Origin of the sequence: Stutzerimonas stutzeri, from assembly GCF_000935215.1 — a bacterium.
Classification (GTDB): Bacteria; Pseudomonadota; Gammaproteobacteria; order Pseudomonadales; family Pseudomonadaceae; genus Stutzerimonas.
The window spans coordinates 1-21,206 of sequence record NZ_JXXD01000045.1 but is presented as its reverse complement, the minus strand read 5'-3'; the positions used below and the strand labels follow the sequence as shown (position 1 = coordinate 21,206).

At 60.6% G+C, this 21,206-nt stretch carries 24 protein-coding genes and 3 tRNA genes; 16 read left to right on the top strand and 11 right to left on the bottom strand.

The annotated features are described in order from the left end of the window. The 6 genes from gacA to LO50_RS06265 all read left to right on the top strand — a co-directional run. Nucleotides 1-592 (top strand): response regulator transcription factor GacA (gene gacA, locus LO50_RS06290; RefSeq protein ID WP_044314463.1); only part of this gene is annotated, 592 nt, incomplete at its 5' end. Beyond that, nucleotides 592-2,415: an excinuclease ABC subunit UvrC gene (uvrC, locus tag LO50_RS06285; protein WP_014820261.1), complete on the top strand. Its 1,824-nt coding sequence runs from the start codon at nt 592-594 to the stop codon at nt 2,413-2,415. The genes gacA and uvrC, both read left to right, overlap by 1 nt. Before the next feature lie 33 nt (nt 2,416-2,448). Then, the gene (gene pgsA / locus LO50_RS06280) at nt 2,449-3,006 is read left to right on the top strand and encodes a CDP-diacylglycerol--glycerol-3-phosphate 3-phosphatidyltransferase (RefSeq protein WP_003300236.1); all 558 of its coding nucleotides are present in this window, start codon (nt 2,449-2,451) and stop codon (nt 3,004-3,006) included. 69 nt (nt 3,007-3,075) lie between these two features. After that, nucleotides 3,076-3,151, top strand: a tRNA-Gly gene (locus LO50_RS06275). A 46-nt stretch (nt 3,152-3,197) separates the two neighbouring features. Beyond that, nucleotides 3,198-3,271: transfer RNA gene (locus LO50_RS06270), tRNA-Cys, on the top strand. A 152-nt stretch (nt 3,272-3,423) separates the two neighbouring features. After that, nucleotides 3,424-3,669, top strand: coding sequence for a hypothetical protein (locus LO50_RS06265; protein WP_014820259.1), 246 nt, complete (start codon nt 3,424-3,426; stop codon nt 3,667-3,669). Here LO50_RS06265 and LO50_RS06260 read toward each other — a convergent pair whose 3' ends face one another. The 5 genes from LO50_RS06260 to LO50_RS06240 form a co-directional block, all read right to left on the bottom strand. Then, entirely contained in the window at nt 3,670-3,852 is a 183-nt protein-coding gene (locus tag LO50_RS06260; RefSeq protein ID WP_014820258.1) for a PLDc N-terminal domain-containing protein, read from the bottom strand. 111 nt (nt 3,853-3,963) lie between these two features. Next, nucleotides 3,964-4,194, bottom strand: a complete 231-nt coding sequence (locus LO50_RS06255) for a thioredoxin family protein (RefSeq protein ID WP_044314462.1) — start codon at nt 4,192-4,194, stop codon at nt 3,964-3,966. Nucleotides 4,195-4,202: 8 nt separating this feature from the next. Further along, complete coding sequence (locus tag LO50_RS06250) at nt 4,203-5,579, bottom strand: permease (protein ID WP_044314461.1); 1,377 nt, start codon at nt 5,577-5,579, stop codon at nt 4,203-4,205. Between the two features lie 91 nt (nt 5,580-5,670). Next, entirely contained in the window at nt 5,671-6,750 is a 1,080-nt protein-coding gene (arsB, locus tag LO50_RS06245) for an ACR3 family arsenite efflux transporter (protein WP_014820255.1), read from the bottom strand. 48 nt (nt 6,751-6,798) lie between these two features. Beyond that, nucleotides 6,799-7,881 carry an ArsO family NAD(P)H-dependent flavin-containing monooxygenase gene (locus tag LO50_RS06240; RefSeq protein WP_044314460.1) on the bottom strand — a complete coding sequence of 361 codons (1,083 nt, stop codon included), beginning with the start codon at nt 7,879-7,881 and terminating at the stop codon, nt 6,799-6,801. Nucleotides 7,882-8,082: 201 nt separating this feature from the next. Here LO50_RS06240 and LO50_RS06235 point away from each other — a divergent pair, with 201 nt between their 5' ends. The 8 genes from LO50_RS06235 (at nt 8,083) to arsJ (ending at nt 13,355) form a co-directional block, all read left to right on the top strand. Next, nucleotides 8,083-8,496: an arsenate reductase ArsC gene (locus tag LO50_RS06235; protein WP_014820253.1), complete on the top strand. Its 414-nt coding sequence runs from the start codon at nt 8,083-8,085 to the stop codon at nt 8,494-8,496. Between the two features lie 10 nt (nt 8,497-8,506). Then, nucleotides 8,507-8,863 (top strand): metalloregulator ArsR/SmtB family transcription factor, encoded by a 357-nt coding sequence (locus LO50_RS06230; RefSeq protein ID WP_014820252.1) that lies wholly within the window; start codon nt 8,507-8,509, stop codon nt 8,861-8,863. 13 nt (nt 8,864-8,876) lie between these two features. After that, nucleotides 8,877-9,347 carry an arsenate reductase ArsC gene (locus LO50_RS06225; protein WP_044314459.1) on the top strand — a complete coding sequence of 157 codons (471 nt, stop codon included), beginning with the start codon at nt 8,877-8,879 and terminating at the stop codon, nt 9,345-9,347. Nucleotides 9,348-9,366: 19 nt separating this feature from the next. Beyond that, a complete protein-coding gene (gene arsH / locus LO50_RS06220; RefSeq protein ID WP_014820250.1) occupies nt 9,367-10,080 on the top strand; it encodes an arsenical resistance protein ArsH in 714 nt (237 codons plus the stop codon). Between the two features lie 18 nt (nt 10,081-10,098). Beyond that, nucleotides 10,099-10,593, top strand: a complete 495-nt coding sequence (locus LO50_RS06215; RefSeq protein WP_044314458.1) for a phosphatase domain-containing putative toxin — start codon at nt 10,099-10,101, stop codon at nt 10,591-10,593. Between the two features lie 10 nt (nt 10,594-10,603). Continuing rightward, entirely contained in the window at nt 10,604-10,930 is a 327-nt protein-coding gene (locus LO50_RS06210) for a YnfA family protein (protein ID WP_003284967.1), read from the top strand. Nucleotides 10,931-10,955: 25 nt separating this feature from the next. Next, the gene (locus LO50_RS06205; RefSeq protein ID WP_044314457.1) at nt 10,956-11,960 is read left to right on the top strand and encodes an ArsJ-associated glyceraldehyde-3-phosphate dehydrogenase; all 1,005 of its coding nucleotides are present in this window, start codon (nt 10,956-10,958) and stop codon (nt 11,958-11,960) included. Between the two features lie 180 nt (nt 11,961-12,140). Beyond that, nucleotides 12,141-13,355, top strand: coding sequence for an organoarsenical effux MFS transporter ArsJ (gene arsJ / locus LO50_RS06200; protein ID WP_044314456.1), 1,215 nt, complete (start codon nt 12,141-12,143; stop codon nt 13,353-13,355). Nucleotides 13,356-13,397: 42 nt separating this feature from the next. On the opposite strand, the gene LO50_RS06195 is transcribed toward arsJ, so the two are convergent. The 4 genes from LO50_RS06195 to LO50_RS06180 form a co-directional block, all read right to left on the bottom strand. After that, nucleotides 13,398-14,651, bottom strand: coding sequence for an alginate export family protein (locus LO50_RS06195; RefSeq protein WP_044314455.1), 1,254 nt, complete (start codon nt 14,649-14,651; stop codon nt 13,398-13,400). Nucleotides 14,652-14,784: 133 nt separating this feature from the next. Then, nucleotides 14,785-14,964, bottom strand: a complete 180-nt coding sequence (locus LO50_RS06190) for a hypothetical protein (protein ID WP_014820245.1) — start codon at nt 14,962-14,964, stop codon at nt 14,785-14,787. Nucleotides 14,965-15,116: 152 nt separating this feature from the next. Then, nucleotides 15,117-15,803, bottom strand: a complete 687-nt coding sequence (locus LO50_RS06185) for an RES family NAD+ phosphorylase (protein WP_044314454.1) — start codon at nt 15,801-15,803, stop codon at nt 15,117-15,119. Further along, a complete protein-coding gene (locus LO50_RS06180) occupies nt 15,803-16,207 on the bottom strand; it encodes a hypothetical protein (protein WP_044314453.1) in 405 nt (134 codons plus the stop codon). Before LO50_RS06180 ends, LO50_RS06185 begins: the two co-directional genes overlap by 1 nt. A 383-nt stretch (nt 16,208-16,590) precedes the next feature. On the opposite strand from LO50_RS06180, the gene yecR reads away from it, so the two are divergent. Both yecR and LO50_RS06170 read left to right on the top strand, forming a co-directional pair. Continuing rightward, a complete protein-coding gene (gene yecR / locus LO50_RS23825; RefSeq protein ID WP_161794479.1) occupies nt 16,591-16,977 on the top strand; it encodes a YecR family lipoprotein in 387 nt (128 codons plus the stop codon). A gap of 400 nt (nt 16,978-17,377) precedes the next feature. Next, entirely contained in the window at nt 17,378-18,472 is a 1,095-nt protein-coding gene (locus LO50_RS06170) for a type I restriction endonuclease (RefSeq protein WP_044314452.1), read from the top strand. Nucleotides 18,473-19,061: 589 nt separating this feature from the next. Here LO50_RS06170 and LO50_RS06165 read toward each other — a convergent pair. Together LO50_RS06165 and LO50_RS06160 are read right to left on the bottom strand one after the other, a co-directional pair. Further along, nucleotides 19,062-19,148: transfer RNA gene (locus LO50_RS06165), tRNA-Leu, on the bottom strand. Nucleotides 19,149-19,245: 97 nt separating this feature from the next. After that, nucleotides 19,246-21,206 (bottom strand): ATP-dependent DNA helicase (locus LO50_RS06160; protein WP_044314451.1); only part of this gene is annotated, 1,961 nt, incomplete at its 5' end.

Here is a 21,206-nt window from a genome sequence, read left to right as displayed (position 1 = left end):
TGGTAGGGCTTACGTTGGTTTTTGGTTCCATTGCTCCCCAAACCCCGATTCCGGCGAAGACGCCATCCGCAAGGCGCGGGAACTGAAGCCTGATGTGGTGCTGATGGACGTCAAGATGCCGGGCATCGGTGGCCTCGAGGCGACCCGCAAGCTGCTGCGCAGCTACCCCGATCTGAAGGTCATCGCTGTGACCATATGTGAAGAAGACCCTTTCCCGACGCGCCTCCTGCAGGCTGGCGCCGCGGGTTATCTGACCAAAGGTGCGGCGCTGGAGGAAATGGTGCAGGCCATTCGCATGGTATTTGGTGGTCAGCGCTACATCAGCCCGCAGATCGCCCAGCAACTGGCGCTCAAATCCTTCCAGCCGCAGCTCAGCGAATCGCCATTCGATCTGCTCTCGGAGCGGGAAATCCAGATCGCATTGATGATCGCCAACTGCCAGAAGGTGCAAAGCATCTCCGACAAGCTCTGTCTCTCGCCGAAAACAGTCAACACCTACCGTTATCGCATCTTCGAAAAGCTGTCGATTACCAGTGATGTCGAGCTTGCCCTGCTGGCGGTTCGCCACGGGATGGTCGACACCGTCAACTGATGAGCGAAACCTTCGACCCATCGGCGTTCCTGGCCGCCTGCAGCGGCCGGCCGGGCGTCTACCGCATGTTCGACGCACAGGCCAAACTGCTCTACGTCGGCAAGGCCAAGAATCTCAAGAAGCGTCTGGCCAGCTATTTCCGCAAGACGGGCCAGGCACCGAAGACCGCCGCCCTGGTGGCCAAGATCGCGCAGGTCGAAACCACCATCACCGCCAACGAGACCGAGGCGCTGCTGCTCGAGCAGACCCTGATCAAGCAATGGCGACCGCCTTACAACATCCTGCTGCGGGACGATAAGTCCTATCCCTATGTGTTCCTCTCGGCCGGTGAGTTTCCACGACTGAGTATTCACCGAGGTGCGAAGAAGGAGCCGGGACGCTACTTCGGCCCCTATCCGAGCGCCGGCGCGATCCGCGAAAGCTTGAGCCTGCTGCAGAAGGCCTTCTTCGTACGCCAATGCGAAGACAGCTACTACCGCAACCGCACACGTCCCTGCCTGCAGTACCAGATCAAGCGCTGCAAGGCGCCTTGCGTGAATCTGGTCGAGCCGGAGGAATACGCCGAGGACGTACGACATTCGGTCATGTTCCTCGAAGGCCGTAGCAATGCGCTGGCCGAAGAGCTGTCACGCAATATGGAAAAGGCGGCGATGAACCTCGATTTCGAGCGTGCCGCCGAGATTCGCGATCAGATCGGCATCCTGCGTCGCGTGCAGGATCAGCAGAGCATGGAGGGCGGCACTGGCGACGTGGATATCGTCGCCGCGGTGGTCAGCCCGGGCGGTGCCTGCGTTCACCTGATCACCGTGCGTGGCGGCCGGGTGCTGGGGAGCAAGAATTTCTTCCCGCAGGTGGCTATCGAGGAAAGTGTCGCCGAGGTGCTGCAGGCGTTTCTCGAGCAGTACTACCTAGGCGCCGCCGAACGCGATCTACCGGGAGAGCTGATCGTCAACGCCGTGCACGAGGACTTTCCGACGCTGATCAGTGCCATCGCCGAGCTGCGCAGCTTCGATCTGACCATTACCCATCGCGTACGTGGCACGCGTGCGCGCTGGCAGCAGCTGGCGCTGACCAACGCGGAACAGGCGATGGCTGCACGCCTGGCCAATCGTCAGCATCTGTCCGCTCGGTTCGACGCGCTGGCCGAAGCGCTGGAACTCGACGAACCGCCGATGCGCCTGGAATGCTTCGACATCAGCCATTCCAGCGGCGAGGCGACGGTGGCATCCTGCGTGGTCTTCGGGCCGGAGGGACCGCTGAAGTCGGACTATCGACGCTACAACATCGAGGGTGTTACCGCGGGCGATGACTATGCGGCGATGCACCAGGCGCTGTCCCGGCGTTTCCGCAAGGCAGCGGAGGGCGAGGGCAAGCTGCCGGACATCCTGCTGGTCGATGGCGGCAAGGGCCAGCTGAACATGGCGCGTGAAGTGCTCGAAGAACTGGCCGTGCCGGATCTGATCCTGCTCGGCGTGGCCAAGGGTGTGACGCGCAAGCCGGGGCTGGAAACCCTTTACCTCAACGATGCGGCTCACGAGTTCACGCTTCCCGCAGACTCGCCGGCGCTGCACCTGATCCAGCAGGTGCGCGACGAGGCGCACCGTTTCGCCATTACCGGCCACCGTGCCAGACGCGGAAAAGCGCGGCGAACCTCGACGCTCGAAGGTGTCCCTGGCATCGGACCGAAGCGCCGTCGCGAACTGCTTACGCATTTCGGCGGTCTTCAGGAACTGTGCAGAGCCAGCCTCGACGAGATCGCCAAGGCTCCCGGCATCAGTAAAAAGCTTGCCGAGTCGATTTATGCCGCCCTGCACAGTGAGTAAACTGTCCCCGAATTCCGCCGATCAGTGGTACCGATGAATATCCCGAACTTGCTCACCGTTCTACGCGTGCTGCTGATACCCATCTTCATTCTGCTGTTCTATCTCCCGTTCTACTGGAGCTACCTGGCCGCGAGTGCAGTATTCACCGTTGCGGCGCTGACCGACTGGCTCGATGGCTACCTGGCGCGCCGTCTCGAGCAAAGCACGCCGTTCGGTGCCTTTCTCGATCCGGTGGCCGACAAGCTGATGGTCGCTGTAGCGCTGGTGTTACTGGTCGAAGAGCATTCGAACCTCTGGCTGACATTGCCGGCAGCAATCATCATCGGTCGGGAGATCGTCGTCTCGGCCTTGCGCGAATGGATGGCCGAGCTGGGCGCTCGCGCGCAGGTGGCGGTGTCGAACCTGGGCAAGTGGAAGACCGCTGCGCAGATGGTCGCGCTGGTGATCCTGCTGGCCAATCCGCCGCAGCCAACAATCTGGGTCGGGCTGGGTTATGCGCTGTTGATCGTGGCAGCGGGGCTGACGCTTTGGTCGATGATCAATTACCTGATGGCTGCCTGGCCGCACCTGAGCACCTCAGAAAAGAAATAAAAACTTTTTTAATCAAGGGGTTGACGGCAGCATTCGATCGTATAGAATGGCGCCCGTCACCAAGACAACGCGGGAATAGCTCAGTTGGTAGAGCACGACCTTGCCAAGGTCGGGGTCGCGAGTTCGAGTCTCGTTTCCCGCTCCAGTTTGTAAGATCGCGCCGCAGTAATAATGCGGCGCCTTCGTTTTGAGGCCGGTTGGCAGAGTGGTTATGCAGCGGATTGCAAATCCGTGTACGCCGGTTCGATTCCGACATCGGCCTCCATATTGAAAAGCCCCAAGCAACTAGTTGCTTGGGGCTTTTTCTTTTGCGTGGCTAAAAGCCAAGCATCTTGATACGCCAATTAGTTTGGCAACGAGCGACTCCGTAAAGGCTATCTATACTTCGAGAGCGCCTTTCGCGCGAGGAGAACAGCCATGCGACGCCTCACAGCTTTTACCCTTGCCGTCCTGTTCAGCACGCCGCTGCTGGCGATGCACTGTCCCATGGACATGGCCAAGATTGATGAGCAGCTCGAAACCAATCCGCCCAAGGATGCCGCTACGCTGCAGCAAGTTCGTGAGTTGCGTGCTGAGGGCGAGCAGCTGCATCAGGCTGGCAAACATGCCGATTCGGTAAGGGTGCTGGGCAAAGCGCTGTATCTGTTGGGGCTGAAGCCCTGATCAGCGCGCCCGGCGCAAGCCGACCAACAACCAGAACAGCAGTCCCAGTATCGGGAAGACGGCAATACCGATTGCCCAAAGCGCCTTTGCGCCTACGGTTCGCTCACTTTTGAAGACGCTGATGATCGCAAGCAGATTCGCGGCTATCAGCGCTACCGCAGCCGCTATGGCCAGGTACGTCATCGAATCGGACACTTCTCGCTCCTCCTGACAGTTCAACTATGAGGCCGTGAACTGCACAGGACGGTTCCGTTCGACAGTCGCGCCGCATTTGCAGCGTTGCGACGAGATCACTCAGCCCAGCAGCTGCTCAAGCTCATCGCTGCTCGGCACCTTGCCCTCCACGACAATATCCTCATCAACTGCGAGCGCAGGGGTGCGCATGATGCCCGCGTCGATGATGGCGTTTACGTCGGTGACTTTCTCGACCTCGAACTCCAGGCCGAGTCGCCGCGCAGCAGCTTCGGCGTTGGCGGAAAGCTGTTGGCACTTGGCGCAGCCAGACCCATAAACAGTCAGTTTCATTGTCGTCCTCACATCAGTTGGCCATAGAGATAGCCGCTGAGCGTGGCCATGACCACTACCAGCGAGCAGTACACGATCGTTTTCTGCGTGCCGAGCACGGTACGAATCACCAGCATGTTCGGTAGCGACAACGCAGGCCCCGCCAGAAGGATTGCCAGTGCCGGGCCCTTGCCCATTCCTGCGCCCAACAGACCTTCCACGATGGGTACTTCGGTCAGGGTAGAAAAATACATGAAGGCGCCGAGGACCGAGGCGAGGAGGGTGGACGTGAAGCTGTTGTCGCCCACAGCCCAGACGACCCACTCGCTGGGAATCAGCCCTTCGTGGCCGGGGCGGCCGAGCAGCATGCCGGCGATCAGCACCCCGCCAAGCAGTAACGGCATGATCTGTTTGGTGAAGTCCCAGCTCTGACCGACCCATTCCTGGCTTGCTGCGTTCTGGCGGCTGGCCTGTAGCATCAACCCCGCGATGCCTATGACCATGGCAAGCTCCGGCCACTGAGGCGTAAGCAGAGCGCTCGCAGCGACCAGCGCGCCAATCATGAGCAACGGTCGTACCGACCAGTTCCAGCGACGCACCAGCAATGACGCCAGCAAGATGGCGAGGGTTGCGGTGATTGGCCACTTCCAGGCATGCACGGCCATCCAGGCCGAGTTCTCCGCGCTGGCCCAGTTGGCGAATACCAGAATGCCGATCATCAAGCTGAACAAGGCGACGATGTCGCCGAGCGGGTGCCCGTCGTCGTCACCGGCGAAACCGCGGGCACTTTTGGCCGCACGTGCAGCCTCCTCGCGGCGGTAGAGCAGGTGCATGATGGCGCCGATTACCAAGGCGAACACGATGGCGCCAACGGCTCGAGCGATCCCGAGCTCGGCGCCAAGCACCTTGGCGGTGACCACGATGGCCATGACGTTGATCGCCGGCCCCGAATAGAGAAAGGCGATTGCTGCACCCAAGCCGGCACCGCGCCTGTAGATGCCGCCAAACAGCGGCAGTACGGTGCAGGAGCACACCGCCAGCAGCGTGCCGGCGATGGATGCCACACCGAACGCCACGGGCTTCGGCGAAGCCGGGCCCAGGTGCTTCATCACGGCGCCCTGGCTGATGTAGACGGCCATTGCGCCCGCGATGACGAAGGCTGGCAGCAGGCAGAGAATCACATGTTCACGGGCGTACCACTGCGTCAGGCGCAGGCCTTCCAGTACCGCGTTTTCGAAACGGGGCTGGCCCATCGGCAGGAAGAAGATCAGCAGGAACGCCGCGCACATTCCGAGCAGCACTTTGGCTTCGGTGGGATGGCCCCGCCAGAAGTTACGCAAGTGCGCTCTCAGCGAAAGTGGTGTGTCACTGGTCGAGGCAGGCTGCTCTTGTGCGGGGCTGTCCATGTCTGTGGTCCTCTCAGGGGTCTGCATCGATGGTAGTCAGCCTGCGCGCCGCCCTGCTGATCAGGGTCAAGCGAAGGTGAGTGGTTCCAGCTCAATCAGCAGGCAACGCCCGGTTGTACCAGTCACGGCTGCGGTTGATGCTGCGCACCAGCCAGAGCATGACCGGCACCTCGATCAATACGCCAACTACGGTCGCAAGGGCCGCGCCTGAATTGAAACCATAGAGCACGATTGCAACGGCAACCGCTAGTTCGAAGAAGTTCGAAGCACCGATCATCGCTGAAGGGCCGGCAACATCATGGCGAACCAGGAAGCGACGGTTGAGCCAGTAGCCGAGCCCGGCGATGAATAGTGTTTGCAGCAGGATCGGTACCGCGAGCATGGCGATGATCAACGGCTGGGCCACGATCGCTTCGCCCTGGAAGGAGAACAGCAGGACGAGGGTCGCCAGCAACGCCACGATGGAAAATGGCTGCACCTTCGCCAGTGCCGCCTGAAAGGCCGGCTCACCGCGCTTCATCAGCCGGCCGCGAATGAACTGGGCGATGGCCAGCGGAATGACGATGTACATCACTACCGAGAGCAACAGGGTATCCCAGGGCACTGGAATCGACGACACGCCGAGCAGCAGGGCGACGATTGGCGCAAAGGCAAACACCATTACCACGTCGTTCAGCGCCACCTGGGTCAGGGTGAAATTGGCGTTGCCGTTGCAGAGATTGCTCCAGACGAAAACCATCGCCGTGCAGGGTGCGGCGCCCAGGAGGATCAGGCCAGCCATGTAGCTATCGAGCTCGGAAGCCGGGAGCCACGGCGCGAAGACATGCTTTATGAATACCCAGCCGAGCAGGGCCATGGTGAATGGCTTGACCGCCCAGTTGACGAACAGCGTGATGCCCATGCTCGCCCGTTGTGCATAAACCTCCCGCAGCGCCGAGAAATCGATTTTCATCAGCATCGGGATGATCATCACCCAGATCAGCAGGCCGACCGGAATGTTCACATGGGCGATTTCCAGCGCGCCGACCGCTTGTGCGGCAGCGGGCAGTCCCAGACCGAGGAGGGTGCCGGCAACGATGCAGAGAAAGACCCAGAGCGTCAGATAACGCTCGAAGAATCCGAGCGGGACGCCGGCCGCTTTCTTCCCGGCCACTTCACATTGACTGGACATCGCTAATTACACCTTTTCGCATGATGATCGGGATTGCATCGGTGGTTGCTAGGGGCGCTGCAGGGGCTTTGCGGCAAGTGCCTGAACGACCTCATCGACGGTACTCCGCGCCGTGCGGGTGACGCCGATCAGCGTGGCAGATGCCATGCCGGTCCAGTCGCCGTAGCCCACCAGCCAGAGATTGGGTTGCTTCACGACACGGGTGCCTTCTACCTGTACTTTGCCATCGGCCTCGATGATGCCGAGTTCACGAAGATGGTCCAGTGCCGGGCGGAAACCTGTGCACCAGATCACCGCGTCCAGGTCCTCACGACGCCCATCCGCCCACTCGACTCCCGTTTCGGTGAAGCGCGCGAAGGGGCGCTCGGCCACCAGAACGTCACGCTCGCGGGCTTCGCGAACCGGCGGCACCATGACGATGTCACCGAAGCCGCCGGCCGGCTCGTCGATGCTGCGCCCCTCCTGCTGCGCCTTCCAGCGCGCGGTGGCGCGCTCGAACAGCACGCGGCCGTCGACATCGTCGGGCAGAAACGCAGGTGGCTCCTGAGTGACCCAGCGTGTCTCGCTGACTCTGGATAGCTCGGCGAGGACCTGCGCGCCGGAGTTTCCACCGCCTACCACCATCACCCGTTTACCTGCGAAGGGACCAGGGTCACGGTAGTGAGCCGAGTGAATCTGCGCACCCTGAAAAAGCTCGCGCCCTTCATAAGGCGGAATGAAAGGCTTGCTCCAGGTGCCCGTCGCACTGATGACTGCGCGAGCCAGCCAATGCTGATCGCCTGCTTGCACACGCCAGAGATCGTCGAGGCGGCTGATCGTATCGACTCGAACCGATCGCTGAATGGGAAACCGGTAGCGATCTTCGTAACGTCGCAAATAATCGATAACATCGCTGCGCGTGGGATTGCCCGGCTCGACCGGAGCAGGCATCGGCCAGCCGGCAATCGAGCTCCAGGCGGCGGGTGAGAACAGTCTCAGCGACTCCCAGGCGTGCAGCCATGCGCCGCCGGGACTGGGCTGTTCATCCAACAGCAGATAGGACAGCGACGTGCGGCGCACAAAGTACGCAGTCGTCAGGGCGGACTGTCCTGCGCCAATGATGATGACATCGAGAACATTGGGTGCTGTCATCAAGCGGCTCCCGTAAAGGCGGATATTCGTTCGAATAAATATATGCGATGCGGAATATACGCCTCTTGTTCCGGCGCAACAAACTCGCCTTTGACAGCGCGCACTAAATAGCTGGGCTACTCGAGAGAGAGAGAGAGAGCTTTACTTGCTTATGCGCTAAGCAATATATTCGCCCAAGCATATCTTATGGGGAACGGCTTCATGGCCTACAAATCGCGTGTCCTGTTCGTCTGCGTCGCCAACTCGGCACGCTCCCAGCTCGCCGAGGCGTTGCTGCGGCATACCGATTCGGAGCACTTCGAGGCGTTCAGTGCAGGCACCGCTCCCACCCAGGTCGATCTACGAGCGTTGGCAGCGCTCGAGCAGCTTGGCGTTGCGACAGTGGGATTGCACAGCAAATCGCTGGAGGAAGTGGAAGGGCAACCGTTCGATTTCGTGATCACGCTGTGTGATAAGTCATCGCTGGAATGCCTTGCACTGCCTGGTGCGGGCGAGTACATCGCCTGGAACTTCGAAGACCCTGCCACCAGCGACCAGCCGGATGCCTACCGGCACACGCTTCATGAGATACATGAGCGGATCAAGATGTTCGTGTTGGTCAAGAACAAGCGCTGAGAAGATATCAATGGTCGAGCACCTGACACCTACCACTGTATTCAAATGCCTGGCAGACGAGACTCGCGTGCGGATCGCGTTGCTCGTCGCCCGTGAAGGCGAATTGTGTGTCTGCGAGCTGACCTGTGCGCTGGATGAAAGCCAGCCAAAGATCTCGCGGCATCTGGCGCTGCTGCGCGGATGCGGAATTCTGGAAGACCGCCGTCAGGGCCAATGGGTTTACTACCGACTCCACCCGCACCTGCCTGACTGGGTGACCGACATGCTGCAGCCGATCCTGGCCGCCAACAAGAATTGGCTGGGCGATAACGTGCAGCGCCTCGAAAGTATGCGCAACCGCCCAGAACGCGCCAGCTCATGCGCCTGAATCAAGAACGACCATGAAGATTCTCTTTCTCTGCACCGCCAACAGCTGCCGCAGCATTCTGGCCGAGGCGCTGTTTAACCATCTCGCGCCGGCCGGCATGCGCGCGTTCAGCGCCGGCAGCGAGCCAAGAGGCGAAATCAATCCACTGACGCTTGAGGCGCTGGCGCGGGCCGGCATTGCGGCTGATGGCTTGTATAGCAAGAGCAGCGACGCGCATCAGGCGCTGAATCCCGAATTCGTTATCACCGTCTGCGACAAGGCCGCTGGCGAAGCGTGCCCGGTGCATTTCGGCCCAGCCACCAAGGCGCACTGGGGGCTTGCCGATCCTTCCGAGAGCGTCGGTAGTCCCGAGGAAATAAAAGCGGCGTTCGATGCCACGCTGGTCAGGCTCAAGCTACGTTTCACCGCGTTTCTCGCGCTACCGCTCGCTCAGCTGGATGCCGCTACGCTGAGAACCGAGCTGGCGCGCATCGGCACACTTTGAACCTAGCAGGACATGCCTAATGAACGACGATCTGCCCAATATCGACCCAGATCTGCTGGATATGCCTGACCTGGACAAGCTTGCCCTGCCGGCAGGTCCAGAACACAGGCCACGCATCCTGCTGCTCTATGGCTCTAACCGGGAGCGCTCCTACAGTCGTCTGCTGGTACAGGAAGCTGCGCGCCTGCTCGAGCGTTTCGGTGCCGAGACGCGCATATTCAATCCGTCCGGATTGCCCCTGCCGGACGATGCACCGGACAGCCATCCGAAGGTGCAGGAGCTGCGCGAGCTGATGCAGTGGTCGGAAGGTCAGGTGTGGTGTTCGCCGGAGCGTCACGGCTCGATGAGCGCGGTGTTCAAGGCGCAGATCGACTGGGTGCCGCTGGCCATGGGCGCGGTGCGGCCGACACAGGGCAAGACGTTGGCGATCATGCAGGTCAGTGGCGGCTCTCAGTCGTTCAACGCGCTGAACCAGATGCGCGTGCTGGGCCGCTGGATGCGCATGATCACCATCCCGAACCAGTCCTCGGTGGCCAAGGCCTTTCTCGAATTCGACGACGCCGGCCGGATGAAGCCCTCGGCCTACTACGACCGCGTGGTGGATGTGATGGAGGAGCTGATCAAGTTCACCCTGCTGGTACGCGGTCGGGCCGACTACCTGGTCGATCGCTATTCGGAACGCAAGGAGTCAGCCGAAGCGCTGTCCCGTCGCGTCAATCAACGCTCCATCTGACTTTCAGGAATCGCCCGCGTGTCCCATCCCTACGACATCCTTGATGTACCCGGCAGCGCCGGTCAGCTGATCTTCACACCGTGCCCCGGCAGCAAGGGCACCAGCGTCGATGAGGCGCTGGCTACCCTGCAAGCGGCCGGCGCTGACGCGCTGATCACCCTGATGCCTGCTGAAGAGCTGGCGCGCAACGAAGCGACGCAGCTGACGCAGCTCTGTGCCGAGCGCGGCCTCGAGTGGTTTCACCTGCCGGTGGCTGACGAACAGGTGCCGCTGGCGGACTTCGACCAGGCCTGGGAACAGTCGGCGGATCGGATCAATGAGCTGCTGGATGCCGGCAAGCGCATCGCCATTCACTGCAAGGGCGGCTCCGGTCGTACGGGCCTGATCGCAGCGCGCATTCTGATAGACCGCGACGTGCCGCGCGCAAGCGCCATCGCCAGCGTCCAGGCGCTGCGCCCCAAGGCTATCCAGCATCTGGCCCATGTCGGCTGGATCGAACGCTTCGGCGCATGACGGGCTTCGCATGCTGAATACGCTTGGCCTGTTCGTCATCACCGCGATAGCGGAGATCGTCGGCTGCTACCTGCCATACCTCTGGCTGAAACAGGGCAAGAGTATCTGGTTGCTGTTGCCAGCTGCTCTTTCCCTCGCGCTGTTCGCCTGGCTGCTGTCGCTGCATCCCACCGCTGCCGGGCGCGTGTATGCGGCGTACGGCGGCGTGTATGTCGGCGTGGCGCTGGTCTGGCTGTGGCTGGTCGATGGCGTTCGCCCGACCTGGTGGGACCTGCTTGGCTGCGCCGTGGCGATGCTGGGCATGGCGATCATCATGTTTGCGCCACGAACTTCCTGATTCACCTTTTAAAAGCGAGTCATCCATGAGCATCAAAGTTGGCATCAACGGCTTCGGCCGCATCGGACGTCTGGCACTGCGCGCGGCATGGGATTGGCCGGAGCTGGACTTCGTGCAGATCAACGATCCGGCAGGGGACGCGGCGACCCATGCGCACCTGCTGAACTTCGACTCCATTCACGGTCGCTGGCAACACGAAGCGGGATCCGATGGCGACTGTCTGGTGATCGACGGCCAGCGGGTAAAGGTCAGCGCCAACAAGGCGATCAGCGAAACCGACTGGTCGGGCTGCGATCTGGTCATCGAGGCCAGCGGCAAGATGAAGACCGTTGCCGTGCTGCAGCAATATCTGGAGCAGGGCGTCAAACGCGTCGTGGTCAGCGCGCCGGTGAAGGAGCCGGGTGCACTGAACATCGTCATGGGCGTCAACGATAGTCTGTTCGATCCGGCGCAGCATCGCATCGTCACCGCGGCATCCTGCACCACCAACTGCCTGGCGCCGGTGGTCAAGGTGATCCATGAGCAGCTCGGCATCCGCCACGGTTCGATCACCACCATCCATGACCTGACCAATACCCAGAGCATTCTCGATCAGCCGCACAAGGACCTGCGCCGCGCGCGGGCCTCGGGCATGAGCTTGATTCCCACGACCACCGGCTCGGCCACGGCGATCGCCGAAATCTTCCCGGAGCTGCGCGGCAAGCTGAACGGCCATGCCGTTCGCGTGCCGGTGGCCAATGCCTCGCTGACCGATTGCGTGTTCGAAGTGGAGCGCCCTACCGATGCCGCTGAGGTGAACCAGCTGCTCAAGGCCGCGGCAGAGGGCGAGCTGAAGGGCATCCTCGGGTATGAGGAGCGGCCGCTGGTTTCCATCGACTACCGCACCGACCCGCGCTCGTCGATCATCGATGCGCTGTCGACCATGGTGGTCAACGGCACTCAGGTGAAGATCTACGCCTGGTACGACAACGAATGGGGCTACGCCAACCGCACCGTGGAACTGGCGCGCATGGTGGGGCTGGCAGGGTGAGATGCCGCTGAGAGGCGTTCGCTGAGAGCGGTGCGGGCTATGGAAGAAGGGCAGGGAGGGTGGGCTGGAGCCCACCCTACGGCAAATCCGTGACTCGAATCCCCGACTCTTTTCTCGGCATGCCACGCCATCGCCAATCTAGCTGCGCAGTACACCTGCTCAATCAATCCGGAACCGACCATGCAAGCCTTTGCCAGACTGTCCCCCGAGGTGCGCCAGTACCTGATCGTCACCGGTAATTACTGGGCGTTCACGCTCACCGACGGCGCGCTGCGCATGCTGGTGGTGCTGCATTTCCATTCGTTGGGCTACACGCCACTGCAGATCGCGGCGCTGTTCCTGTTCTACGAGGTGTTCGGTGTTGTCACCAATCTGGTTGGCGGCTATCTCGGCGCTCGACTCGGCCTGAACCGGACGATGAACCTTGGCCTGGCGATGCAGGTGGTGGCGCTGCTGATGCTCACCGTGCCAGCGGCGTGGCTGACGGTGCCTTGGGTGATGGGTGCGCAGGCGTTGTCCGGTATCGCCAAGGATCTGAACAAGATGTCGGCCAAGAGCTCGATCAAGCTCCTGGTACCCGACAGCCAGCAGGGCACGCTGTACAAGTGGGTGGCCATCCTCACCGGCTCGAAGAATGCCCTCAAGGGCGTGGGATTTTTCCTCGGTGGCGCACTGCTGACGCTGCTGGGATTCGGCGGCGCGGTCCTGGCGATGGCTGCGGTGCTAGCCGTGATCTGGATCGGCAGCCTGGTGCTGTTGAAAAAGGATCTTGGCAAGGCGAAGGCCAAACCGAAGTTCAAGGACATCCTCTCCAAAAGCCAGGCAATCAACGTACTGTCGGCCGCGCGGCTGTTTCTCTTCGGGGCTCGCGATGTCTGGTTCGTCATCGCGCTACCGGTGTACCTGAGCACCGTCTTCGGCTGGAATTTCTGGATGGTCGGCGGCTTTCTGGCCTGCTGGATCATCGGCTATGGCATCGTCCAGTCGATGGCTCCGGCCATTACCGGCAAGCGCAGCGGCAAGGTACCGGATGGACGTGCGGCCTTCATCTGGGCCGCGCTGCTGGCGGCGCTACCGGCGGCAATCGCTGTGGGCCTGACAACTGATGCATCGCCGCAATGGGTGCTGATCGGCGGGCTGCTGCTATTCGGTGCGCTGTTCGCGGTGAATTCCTCGCTGCACAGCTATCTGATCGTCAGCTACGCCAAGGAAGACGGCGTTTCGCTGGACGTGGGGTTCTATTACATGTCCAACGCCATGGGTCGGTTGATCGGTACCCTGCTCTCCGGTTGGGTGTTCCAGGCCTATGGGTTGCAGGCTTGCCTGTGGGTATCGTCACTTTTCGTGCTGCTCGCCGCGATTATCTCCCTGCGCCTGCCTCGTCACACGCGATAGCTGAGTAAGGAAGGTCGGGCGCGAACGCCCGACCCGTATCGCTTAGTAGCTGTACTGCAGCTGTGCCCAAAGCTTCTCGGTGTCCACCGAATAGTCGTCCGCGTCGTAGCCGGCGTACTTGACCGTTGCGACCAGCCCTTTGACCAGCGGGATGGCGCGGCTGTAACCGATGTTGATCTCTTCCCCGTACTGCTCGCTACCACGCTCGGCGCGGAAGTCGTGGTACCAGGCCTGCAGCGTGCCGCCCAAGAGCGGTAGTGTGCCCCCCAGGTAAACGTCCTGCACACCGTCCGCGGGCGTCAGCAGGAAGGTGTCGGCCCAGCCCTGAAAGGCGTGCTTGGTGGCCAACGGCGTCTGGAAGGCGCGATTGCCCGGCCCCGAGTCGCCGCTCAGTACTTCCACGCCCGCTTTCAGAGTCGCACCCTTGAGGGCGTAGCCAAGTTCGGCCAGGTAGTACTCGCTGCTCAGCTCCTGTGGATTGTCGGCGTAGTCCTGCTGGCGTGCATATTCAAGCGCATAGCTGATGCCGTGGAGGGCACCGTTCAGACGCAGACCTGTGGTCTTGCTGGACAGGGTTCCGAGCGCAGCGGCGGGTGCAGTGGCGATGTTGTCCAGTCCCAGCAGATAGCTGTAGGCGGTGGCCGTCAGCGCCGGTGAGTGAGCGTAGCGGGCGTTGAACAGATGGCTGTGGCCTTCGATATTGGCCGGGTTGGCGCGATTGTCGAAACGGTTGTCGCCCGGGCCGAAGATCGTGTTGATGTTGTTGATGTAGGCGTAAGTCAGGGTCAGCTTGTCGAGCGGTTGCAGCTGGCCCAGCACGCCGTCGTAGGTTTGTTCGTTCTGCCGCCAACCGACGCCACCGACGAAGCGCTGGTTGTCCAGATTGATGCGCTGACGGCCGACAATGGCGCTGCCGAGTTCGTGGTCGTAGCGCAACAGCGCCTGGTTGATCTCGCTGCCGTCGGGGTCGGCTACCACGGAGTAATCGGTCTGGCCGTTGCGTGTGCTGTTGTAGGCCGCATCACCCAGGCGGCTTACGTTGTCTGCCTCGACCAGAGCCGACAGGCCGTACCACTTGCCGGTCTGAAAGCCGACGCGGGTGCGCAGCGTCTGGGCGTTGGCGTGCTCAAGTGCGTTGTCCTGATCGACGTGCTCGTAGCGATAGCGCACATCCAGAATCGGTTTCGCGTCGGTGAACAAGCTGCTGAAGGTTTCCTGAGCGAAAACCGCCGGACTGCATAACAGCCCAGCGCTCAGCAGGTAGGGGGTCAGATGATGGGGATGCAGGTTCTTCATGTGCCGCTCCTTGGTTGACATCGGAGCGAAAGATAGGCTGCTTACTATTTTTGCCATTGACAGCCGTCAAGGCCACAGAAAAGCTCTGGAGCAGGCCTTGCGACTCGTTCGCGAGGCCTGACAGGAGTCGAGCTTAGCTGTGTACGGCGGTTCTCAGCATGCCGATATCATGTGCGGCGCGCTGAATCAGTGCGGCAGCGTTCGGCCCGGCCTTGTCATGACCGTTACGACGCCCGCGGCGCCAATGCACCATGGGCTGGAGTGCACTGATATCCGATCGGGTAACCAGTTCTTCGAGTGATCGCTTGCTCATGTTCGCGTCCTCACGTCGTGAGTTCGGTGGAGCGTCCTTGCGCCATGGGGAGTCCATGAGCAGACGATGCGCGATGATTGTTACAGCGGTTTGGCAGCACGGCGCAATCGGATGGCCGGTGCAGGGAGGAGAAGACGGCTAACGCGCCAGCATCAGACTTCGGTGATCGCGCTGACGCTGGTGATGCCAGCGTTCCAGATCATCTCGTAGTGTGCGGTCTGAACGATGGACAGTACGCGCCGCGGCGTCATGAGTGCCCAGCAGTGCCGGCCTGGGCTACGTACCGAGTGATACCGCAACCCGGGGAATCCCTCTTGCCTGGCGAGGCGACCGAACTGGCGGGACTGGAAGTAATCATCCGCGTCGTAGATCGGATCCGACATCGACACGCTCGTGGCATCCAGCAGCCCGGCCTCGTTGAACTGACATGACAACCCGCGGAAAACGAACCGCTCGAAGTTCAAGCCTACGACATTCGACCAGTAGTGCTCCTGGTGATACCGCACCTCGGCCAGTGCCGTTTCCATGCTGTCGGCCAGATACAACACGCCGTAGCTGCCATCGCTGAAACGAGAGCCGGCTGGATTCACGTGGGTGAACGGCGCCGTAGCGTAGGAGCAGCCCGGAATGCCAAATGGTATTTCTGACCGAGGAATCAGCTCGAGGCGGCCAGTTTCGTTGTGCAATCTCGGGTTTGTCAGCGCCTGCAACTGATAGAGGATTTCAAATTCCTCGGCGTCGGCTACGTCATCGAACAGATCGATGGGGGGATACTTGGAGTTCACCAGCCGATAGGCCTGACAACGGGCATCGGCCCGCACGGAAAGCCCTTTCGGCACTACCACTGCGCGCCTCGCAGGCTGTCGATACGGCGGAACGACTCGTACAGGGAAATCATGTCCCCCTGAGCCATTACCTCCAGTGGCGATCGCCCGTTGAAGAATTCGTTGTGATTGGGCATTGCCGGAAAGCCGTAAGTGTTTTCCGGGTTATCGAAGATCAGCCGAAGTGCTGCGTGGATGTTGAGAATAAAACTGACGCGCTGCATCTGGTCGGGGTCCAGACTGACCGACCAATCTGCATTGCGGAGTTTGGCCCGTGCGTGAGTACTGCGGGAGATACGCAGTATCCGACAGGCCTGTTCGGTAGACGCCTGCCATTTTTCGAGAACGTTCACCGCGGTTCGAAGGCCGGCGGCGCACTGGTCTTTGGTAAACGCGGGTGCCTGAAGAGTCGCAGTCATGGCAATTGCTCGATTAATTCCATGGACTCAGGATAGCATCTTATGTGTCTGTAGACACAATTATGTACGCGCTATCTTTCTGGACACTCAGTTTGAGGAAATCTCACCGAGACCAACTAGAACGACCAGTTTGAGCCATACACCACCCAGAGCGCGGAGCCAGCTGGGGGGTACAACCGAAACGATGCACCATCTATCGCAGTCGGCTGCCGTGATAGCAGAATCACATCAAAGCAAACCCAACAAGGAGGTTTTAGTGAGCCACATGTCCCGTATAGTCGTCCGTATCGTCGCGTCAGCATTAGCGATAATTGCCTCTCCGGATGCGCAACCAGAAAGGATTTTTATGCTATGGGGGTAGCCGCGCTGACGGCAGCGTCGATATGGCGTACGACTTTCGCCCTTTCGAAAAGCCCGTTGTTAATCAGCAGCAGGCGTATGCGATTGCTAAGCAAAAATGTAGTGTCTGGGGATATAGCCAGGCCGAGCCATTCGGTGGTCAGACCGTGAACTGCCAGCAGCGCGACGGCTGGGGGAACTGTGTGGCGGGCCAGGTGATCGTTAAGTATCAATGCATTGGCAACATCGACGCCTCCAGCCCAACGATTCCTGCATCGGCACAACATCTGTCATCAACTACTAGTTCTGCTAGTGCAAACCTGCTCAGCCCGGATCAGTGGAAGCAGGTTCAGCTGCAGCGGTTGCAGGGCGAGACGGGCCTCAGCCATGAGGAATACAGTCGGCGCTACAAGCAAATAATGGAAGAGTGACAGCACGGTCTCGCACCAGTCGCGCTTACCCCTATTGGCAGATGGATCGGATCTGAGCCATCGCTCAGGCGTCTCCGTAACGGAGACGCCTGCCATCGCCCTACTTTTCCACCCTTGACGGTAAATCCAGTTTCCGCCCGAACTCACCGGCGCTCAAACCCCACCGTTTAGTGGTATTTACCGCGCCACCACCACGGCTATTCCCTCGAATGTGAGGGTTTTAACTGAGTCTCCAAGTCACTTTTACTTGTGAGCGGCCGTCACCTGTACCGGCCCAGCCCGCTTGGCGTTTGCCCAGCAAAGCGACCGATTACCGCGACTTCTTGCCTATCGCAACTGCTCACCACTGATGGCAGAATCGAATCAAAGGATTGCCAACAGCGGTATCAAGGAGGGGGTTATGGAGTTTCAAGAGAAACTGGCCAGTCTGGCTGCGAAGATCCGTCAGCAAAAGTCGGTCATTCAGACCGAAGAAGCTACCAAGAACGCCTTTGTCATGCCCTTCATACAGAGCGTGCTCGGCTACGACGTCTTCGACCCTACAGAAGTGGTTCCCGAGTTCGTTTGTGACGTCGGAACCAAGAAAGGCGAGAAGATCGACTATGCCATCCTCAAGGATGGGCAGATCCAGATCCTGATCGAAAGCAAGAAGATCGGCGAGCCACTGAATATCAACCACGCCAGCCAGCTCTTCCGCTACTTCCACGTTACGACAGCCAGAATCTCGATCCTCACCAATGGCCAGGTCTACCGCTTCTTCACTGACCTGGACGCCCCAAACAAGATGGACGAAAAGCCGTTCCTCGAATTCGACCTTCTCGACATCGATGACCACGTCGTGCCGGAGCTGCAGAAGCTGACCAAGAGCGCATTCGATGTCGACTCGATCATCAGCGCCGCGGGCGAGCTGAAGTATGTAGGGCAGATTAAGCGTGTCCTCGCCGCCCAGTTCAGCGAACCCGACGATGACTTCGTCCGGCTCGTAGCTTCCCGCGTGTATGACGGTGTCATCACTCAGAAGGTGCGCGAGCAGTTCGCCCAGCTCACTCGAAAGGCTACGGCGCAGTTTCTGGGGGATCAGATAAATGAGCGCCTGAAGTCAGCGATGACCGGTGTCGTAAGACCTGTGATCCCTGCCCAGGTATCACCTGAGACACAAGAGCCGGCCGAAAACTCTCCCGATAGCGATGCTGAGAAGACCAAGATCGAAACCACGGTTGAAGAAATCGAGGGCTTCAACATCATCAAGGCGATCGTACGGTCGGAAGTCGACGTGAAGCGCATAGCCGCCCGCGACACGCAAAGCTATTTCGGCGTGCTGCTCGATGACAACAATCGTAAGCCGCTGGCCCGCCTGCACTTCAACCGTCAGCAAAAGTACCTCGGTACCTTCGACGCGGACAAGAACGAGACCCGCCATCCGATCGACGCGCTCGACGACATTTTCGAGTTCGCAGACATTTTGAAAGACACAGCCAAAAGCTACGCCTGCTGAGCGCCCGCTAGGAGGCACGCACCCGGCCTAGTGCAATTCAGGCTGGGTGCATTGGCACCCCCAATATCAACACATCCGCAAGGAAGCCCTGGTCTGTCCCGGGCTGAGTGGACACTGACTTAAGGTGGATAATGTCCGCCGCAAGGAGTGTTCATGATCCAGACCACTTGGCCAGCGAATAATTTCCAACGTCGAGGCCGCCTCGAACGAAAGCGGCGAGGGCGCCAAAATAGTGCGGGGCACTCTCGGAGTGAGCGTTCGAGATATTGAGCGTTACGGAATACTCGGAGGGCCGATTCCTACCTAAGGCAGATAATGCCTAACTGGGACAACGGAGAGCGATTCTTAGGTGGGAAAAACAGCTTTTTCAGAAAGAACCTAGGCTTGCCTTGGTAAAAGCAGATTGTGGAGCCGCACCGATGGCCTTCTCGCTTCAGATGATTCACGGCGGCGGGAGGTCGCGATCCGGGTCGCGTAGTTGCACAAGCCCAGTGCTCAAACTGCAGTCAGGTGATTGACTGGTGATTGACCGTACTCTGGCTTGCATATGGAAAAATGCACTAGGTGACGCTTAAGCCCGCGTGGTGACTGGTGCCCGGAGCGGGGGTCGAACCCGCATACCCTTTCGGATGAGAGATTTTAAGTCTCTTGCGTATACCAATTTCGCCATCCGGGCGGAGACTGCGTAGCAGTGTGCCGATGGGGAATCGGCGGCGCAGGACTATAGCGAGCCTCCGGACACCACGCAACCCGAACGGCGCCGTTGCGTGGCCTCAGTCGCTGGAAACTGGCGAAAGCTGCCACCAGCTCGGCAGCAGGCGGCGTATCTGCGACCGGCCGAAACGGTCGTCGATCAGGTGCACGACGCCTTCATCGCTCTGTGTGCGGATAACCCGTCCCGCAGCCTGCACGACTTTCTGCAGCCCGGGGTAGAGGTAGGTGTAGTCGTAACCCAAGCCGCGGCCGAATAACAGTTCAAGGCGTGCCTTGAACTGCTCGTTGACCGGATTGACCTGTGGCAGGCCGAGGGTGGCGATAAAAGCGCCAATCAAGCGGTTGCCTGGCAGGTCGATGCCTTCGGCGAATGCGCCGCCGAGCACCGCAAAACCGACGCCCTTGCTGTGTTCGGTGAATCGGTCGAGAAATGCACTGCGGGCCGCTTCCTGCATGCCGCGAGTCTGCTCCCAGAAGTGCACGTCCGGATACTGCTCGCGCAGCAGCGCGGTCACCTGTTGCAGGTAATCAAAGCTGCTGAAAAACGCTAGGTAGTTGCCGGTGCGCTCGCGATATTGCCGGGCGATGAGCTCGACCACGGCACCCAGCGTGGCCTGACGGTGCTGATAGCGGGTCGAGACATGCTCGGCCAGGCACACCCGCAGCTGATCGGCCTGGAACGGTGATTCGACCTCGATCCAAGCGCTACCCGTGGGCAGGCCCAACATATCGGCATGGAACCGGCGCGGGTTCAGCGTGGCAGAGAACAGCACCGTTGAACGAGCCTGTTCTAACCGTGGCGCGAGGAAGGGCGCTGGAACCACATTGCGCAGGCACAGCATCGAACGCTTGGTCTTGCCGCGGCCAGTTGCGGGTAACAGGCTGATATCGAACAACGAATGCTCGCCGAACAGTTCGGCGATCCGGCAGAAATGCATGGCATCGAAATAGGCCCGTTGCAGCTCTGCATCCAGCCCGCCGGGCTGTTCGCCAAGGTAATCGGTGACAGCGCTGACGGCCTGTTGTAGCGCGCCGAGCAGCTTGAGCGGCAGCTCGGGCTGCACCTGATAATTCGCCAGCTGCTCGCGATGCAGGTCGTTCCAGCAGCGCTGTACCCGACCCAGCGGGCGTTTCAAGGGCGCTGGCGCCTTGCCGCCGAGACCGGCAAAGACCCGCTGATCGAGCTCGGCGCTGTACATGCCGCGCGCGCGTTCGAGCAGGTTGTGCGCTTCGTCCACCAGCACGCTGATACGCCAGTCATTGTTGAGCGTCAGGCCGTAGAGCAGGGCGCTGATGTCGAAATAGTAGTTGTAGTCGCCGACCACGGCGTCCGCCCAGCGCGCCAGCTCCTGGCTGAGGTAATAGGGGCAGACCCGATGGGCGAGGGCGACCTCTCGCAGGGCCGCTTGGTCGAGCATGCTGTGCTGCAATGCCGCTGCTCGGGCCGCGGGCAAACGATCATAGAAACCCTTCGCCAACGGGCAGGATTCGCCGTGACAGGCCTTGTCCGGGTGCTCGCAGGCCTTGTCACGCGCGATCAGTTCGAGCACACGCAAATCACCCGCGCCGTTGCGCTGTAGCGTTTGCAGTGCATCCAGCGCCAGGCGGCGGCCGGAGGTCTTGGCAGCGAGAAAGAAAAGCTTGTCGAGCTGCTGGCCGGGAAACGCCTTGAGTTGCGGAAACAGCGTGCCCAGGGTCTTGCCGATACCGGTCGGCGCTTGCGCCATGAGTGTGGTGCCCGTGCAGGCCGCCTTGTATACCGCCTCGGCGAGTTGCCGCTGGCCGGTGCGGAAATCGGCATGAGGAAAACCCAGCGCGGTGAGCGCCTGATTGCGCGCGTCGCGATGGGCCAGTTCCTGTTCGGCCCAGTCGAGAAACGCCTGACACTGGGTTTCGAAAAAAAAGCGTAGGCTCTGTGCTCCGTGGCGTTCGACGAAGAGGATTTCCTTGTGGCTGGCGACGTCGAAATAGACCAGTGCCAGCTCGACCTCGTCGAGCTGGCGCGTCTGACATAGCAGCC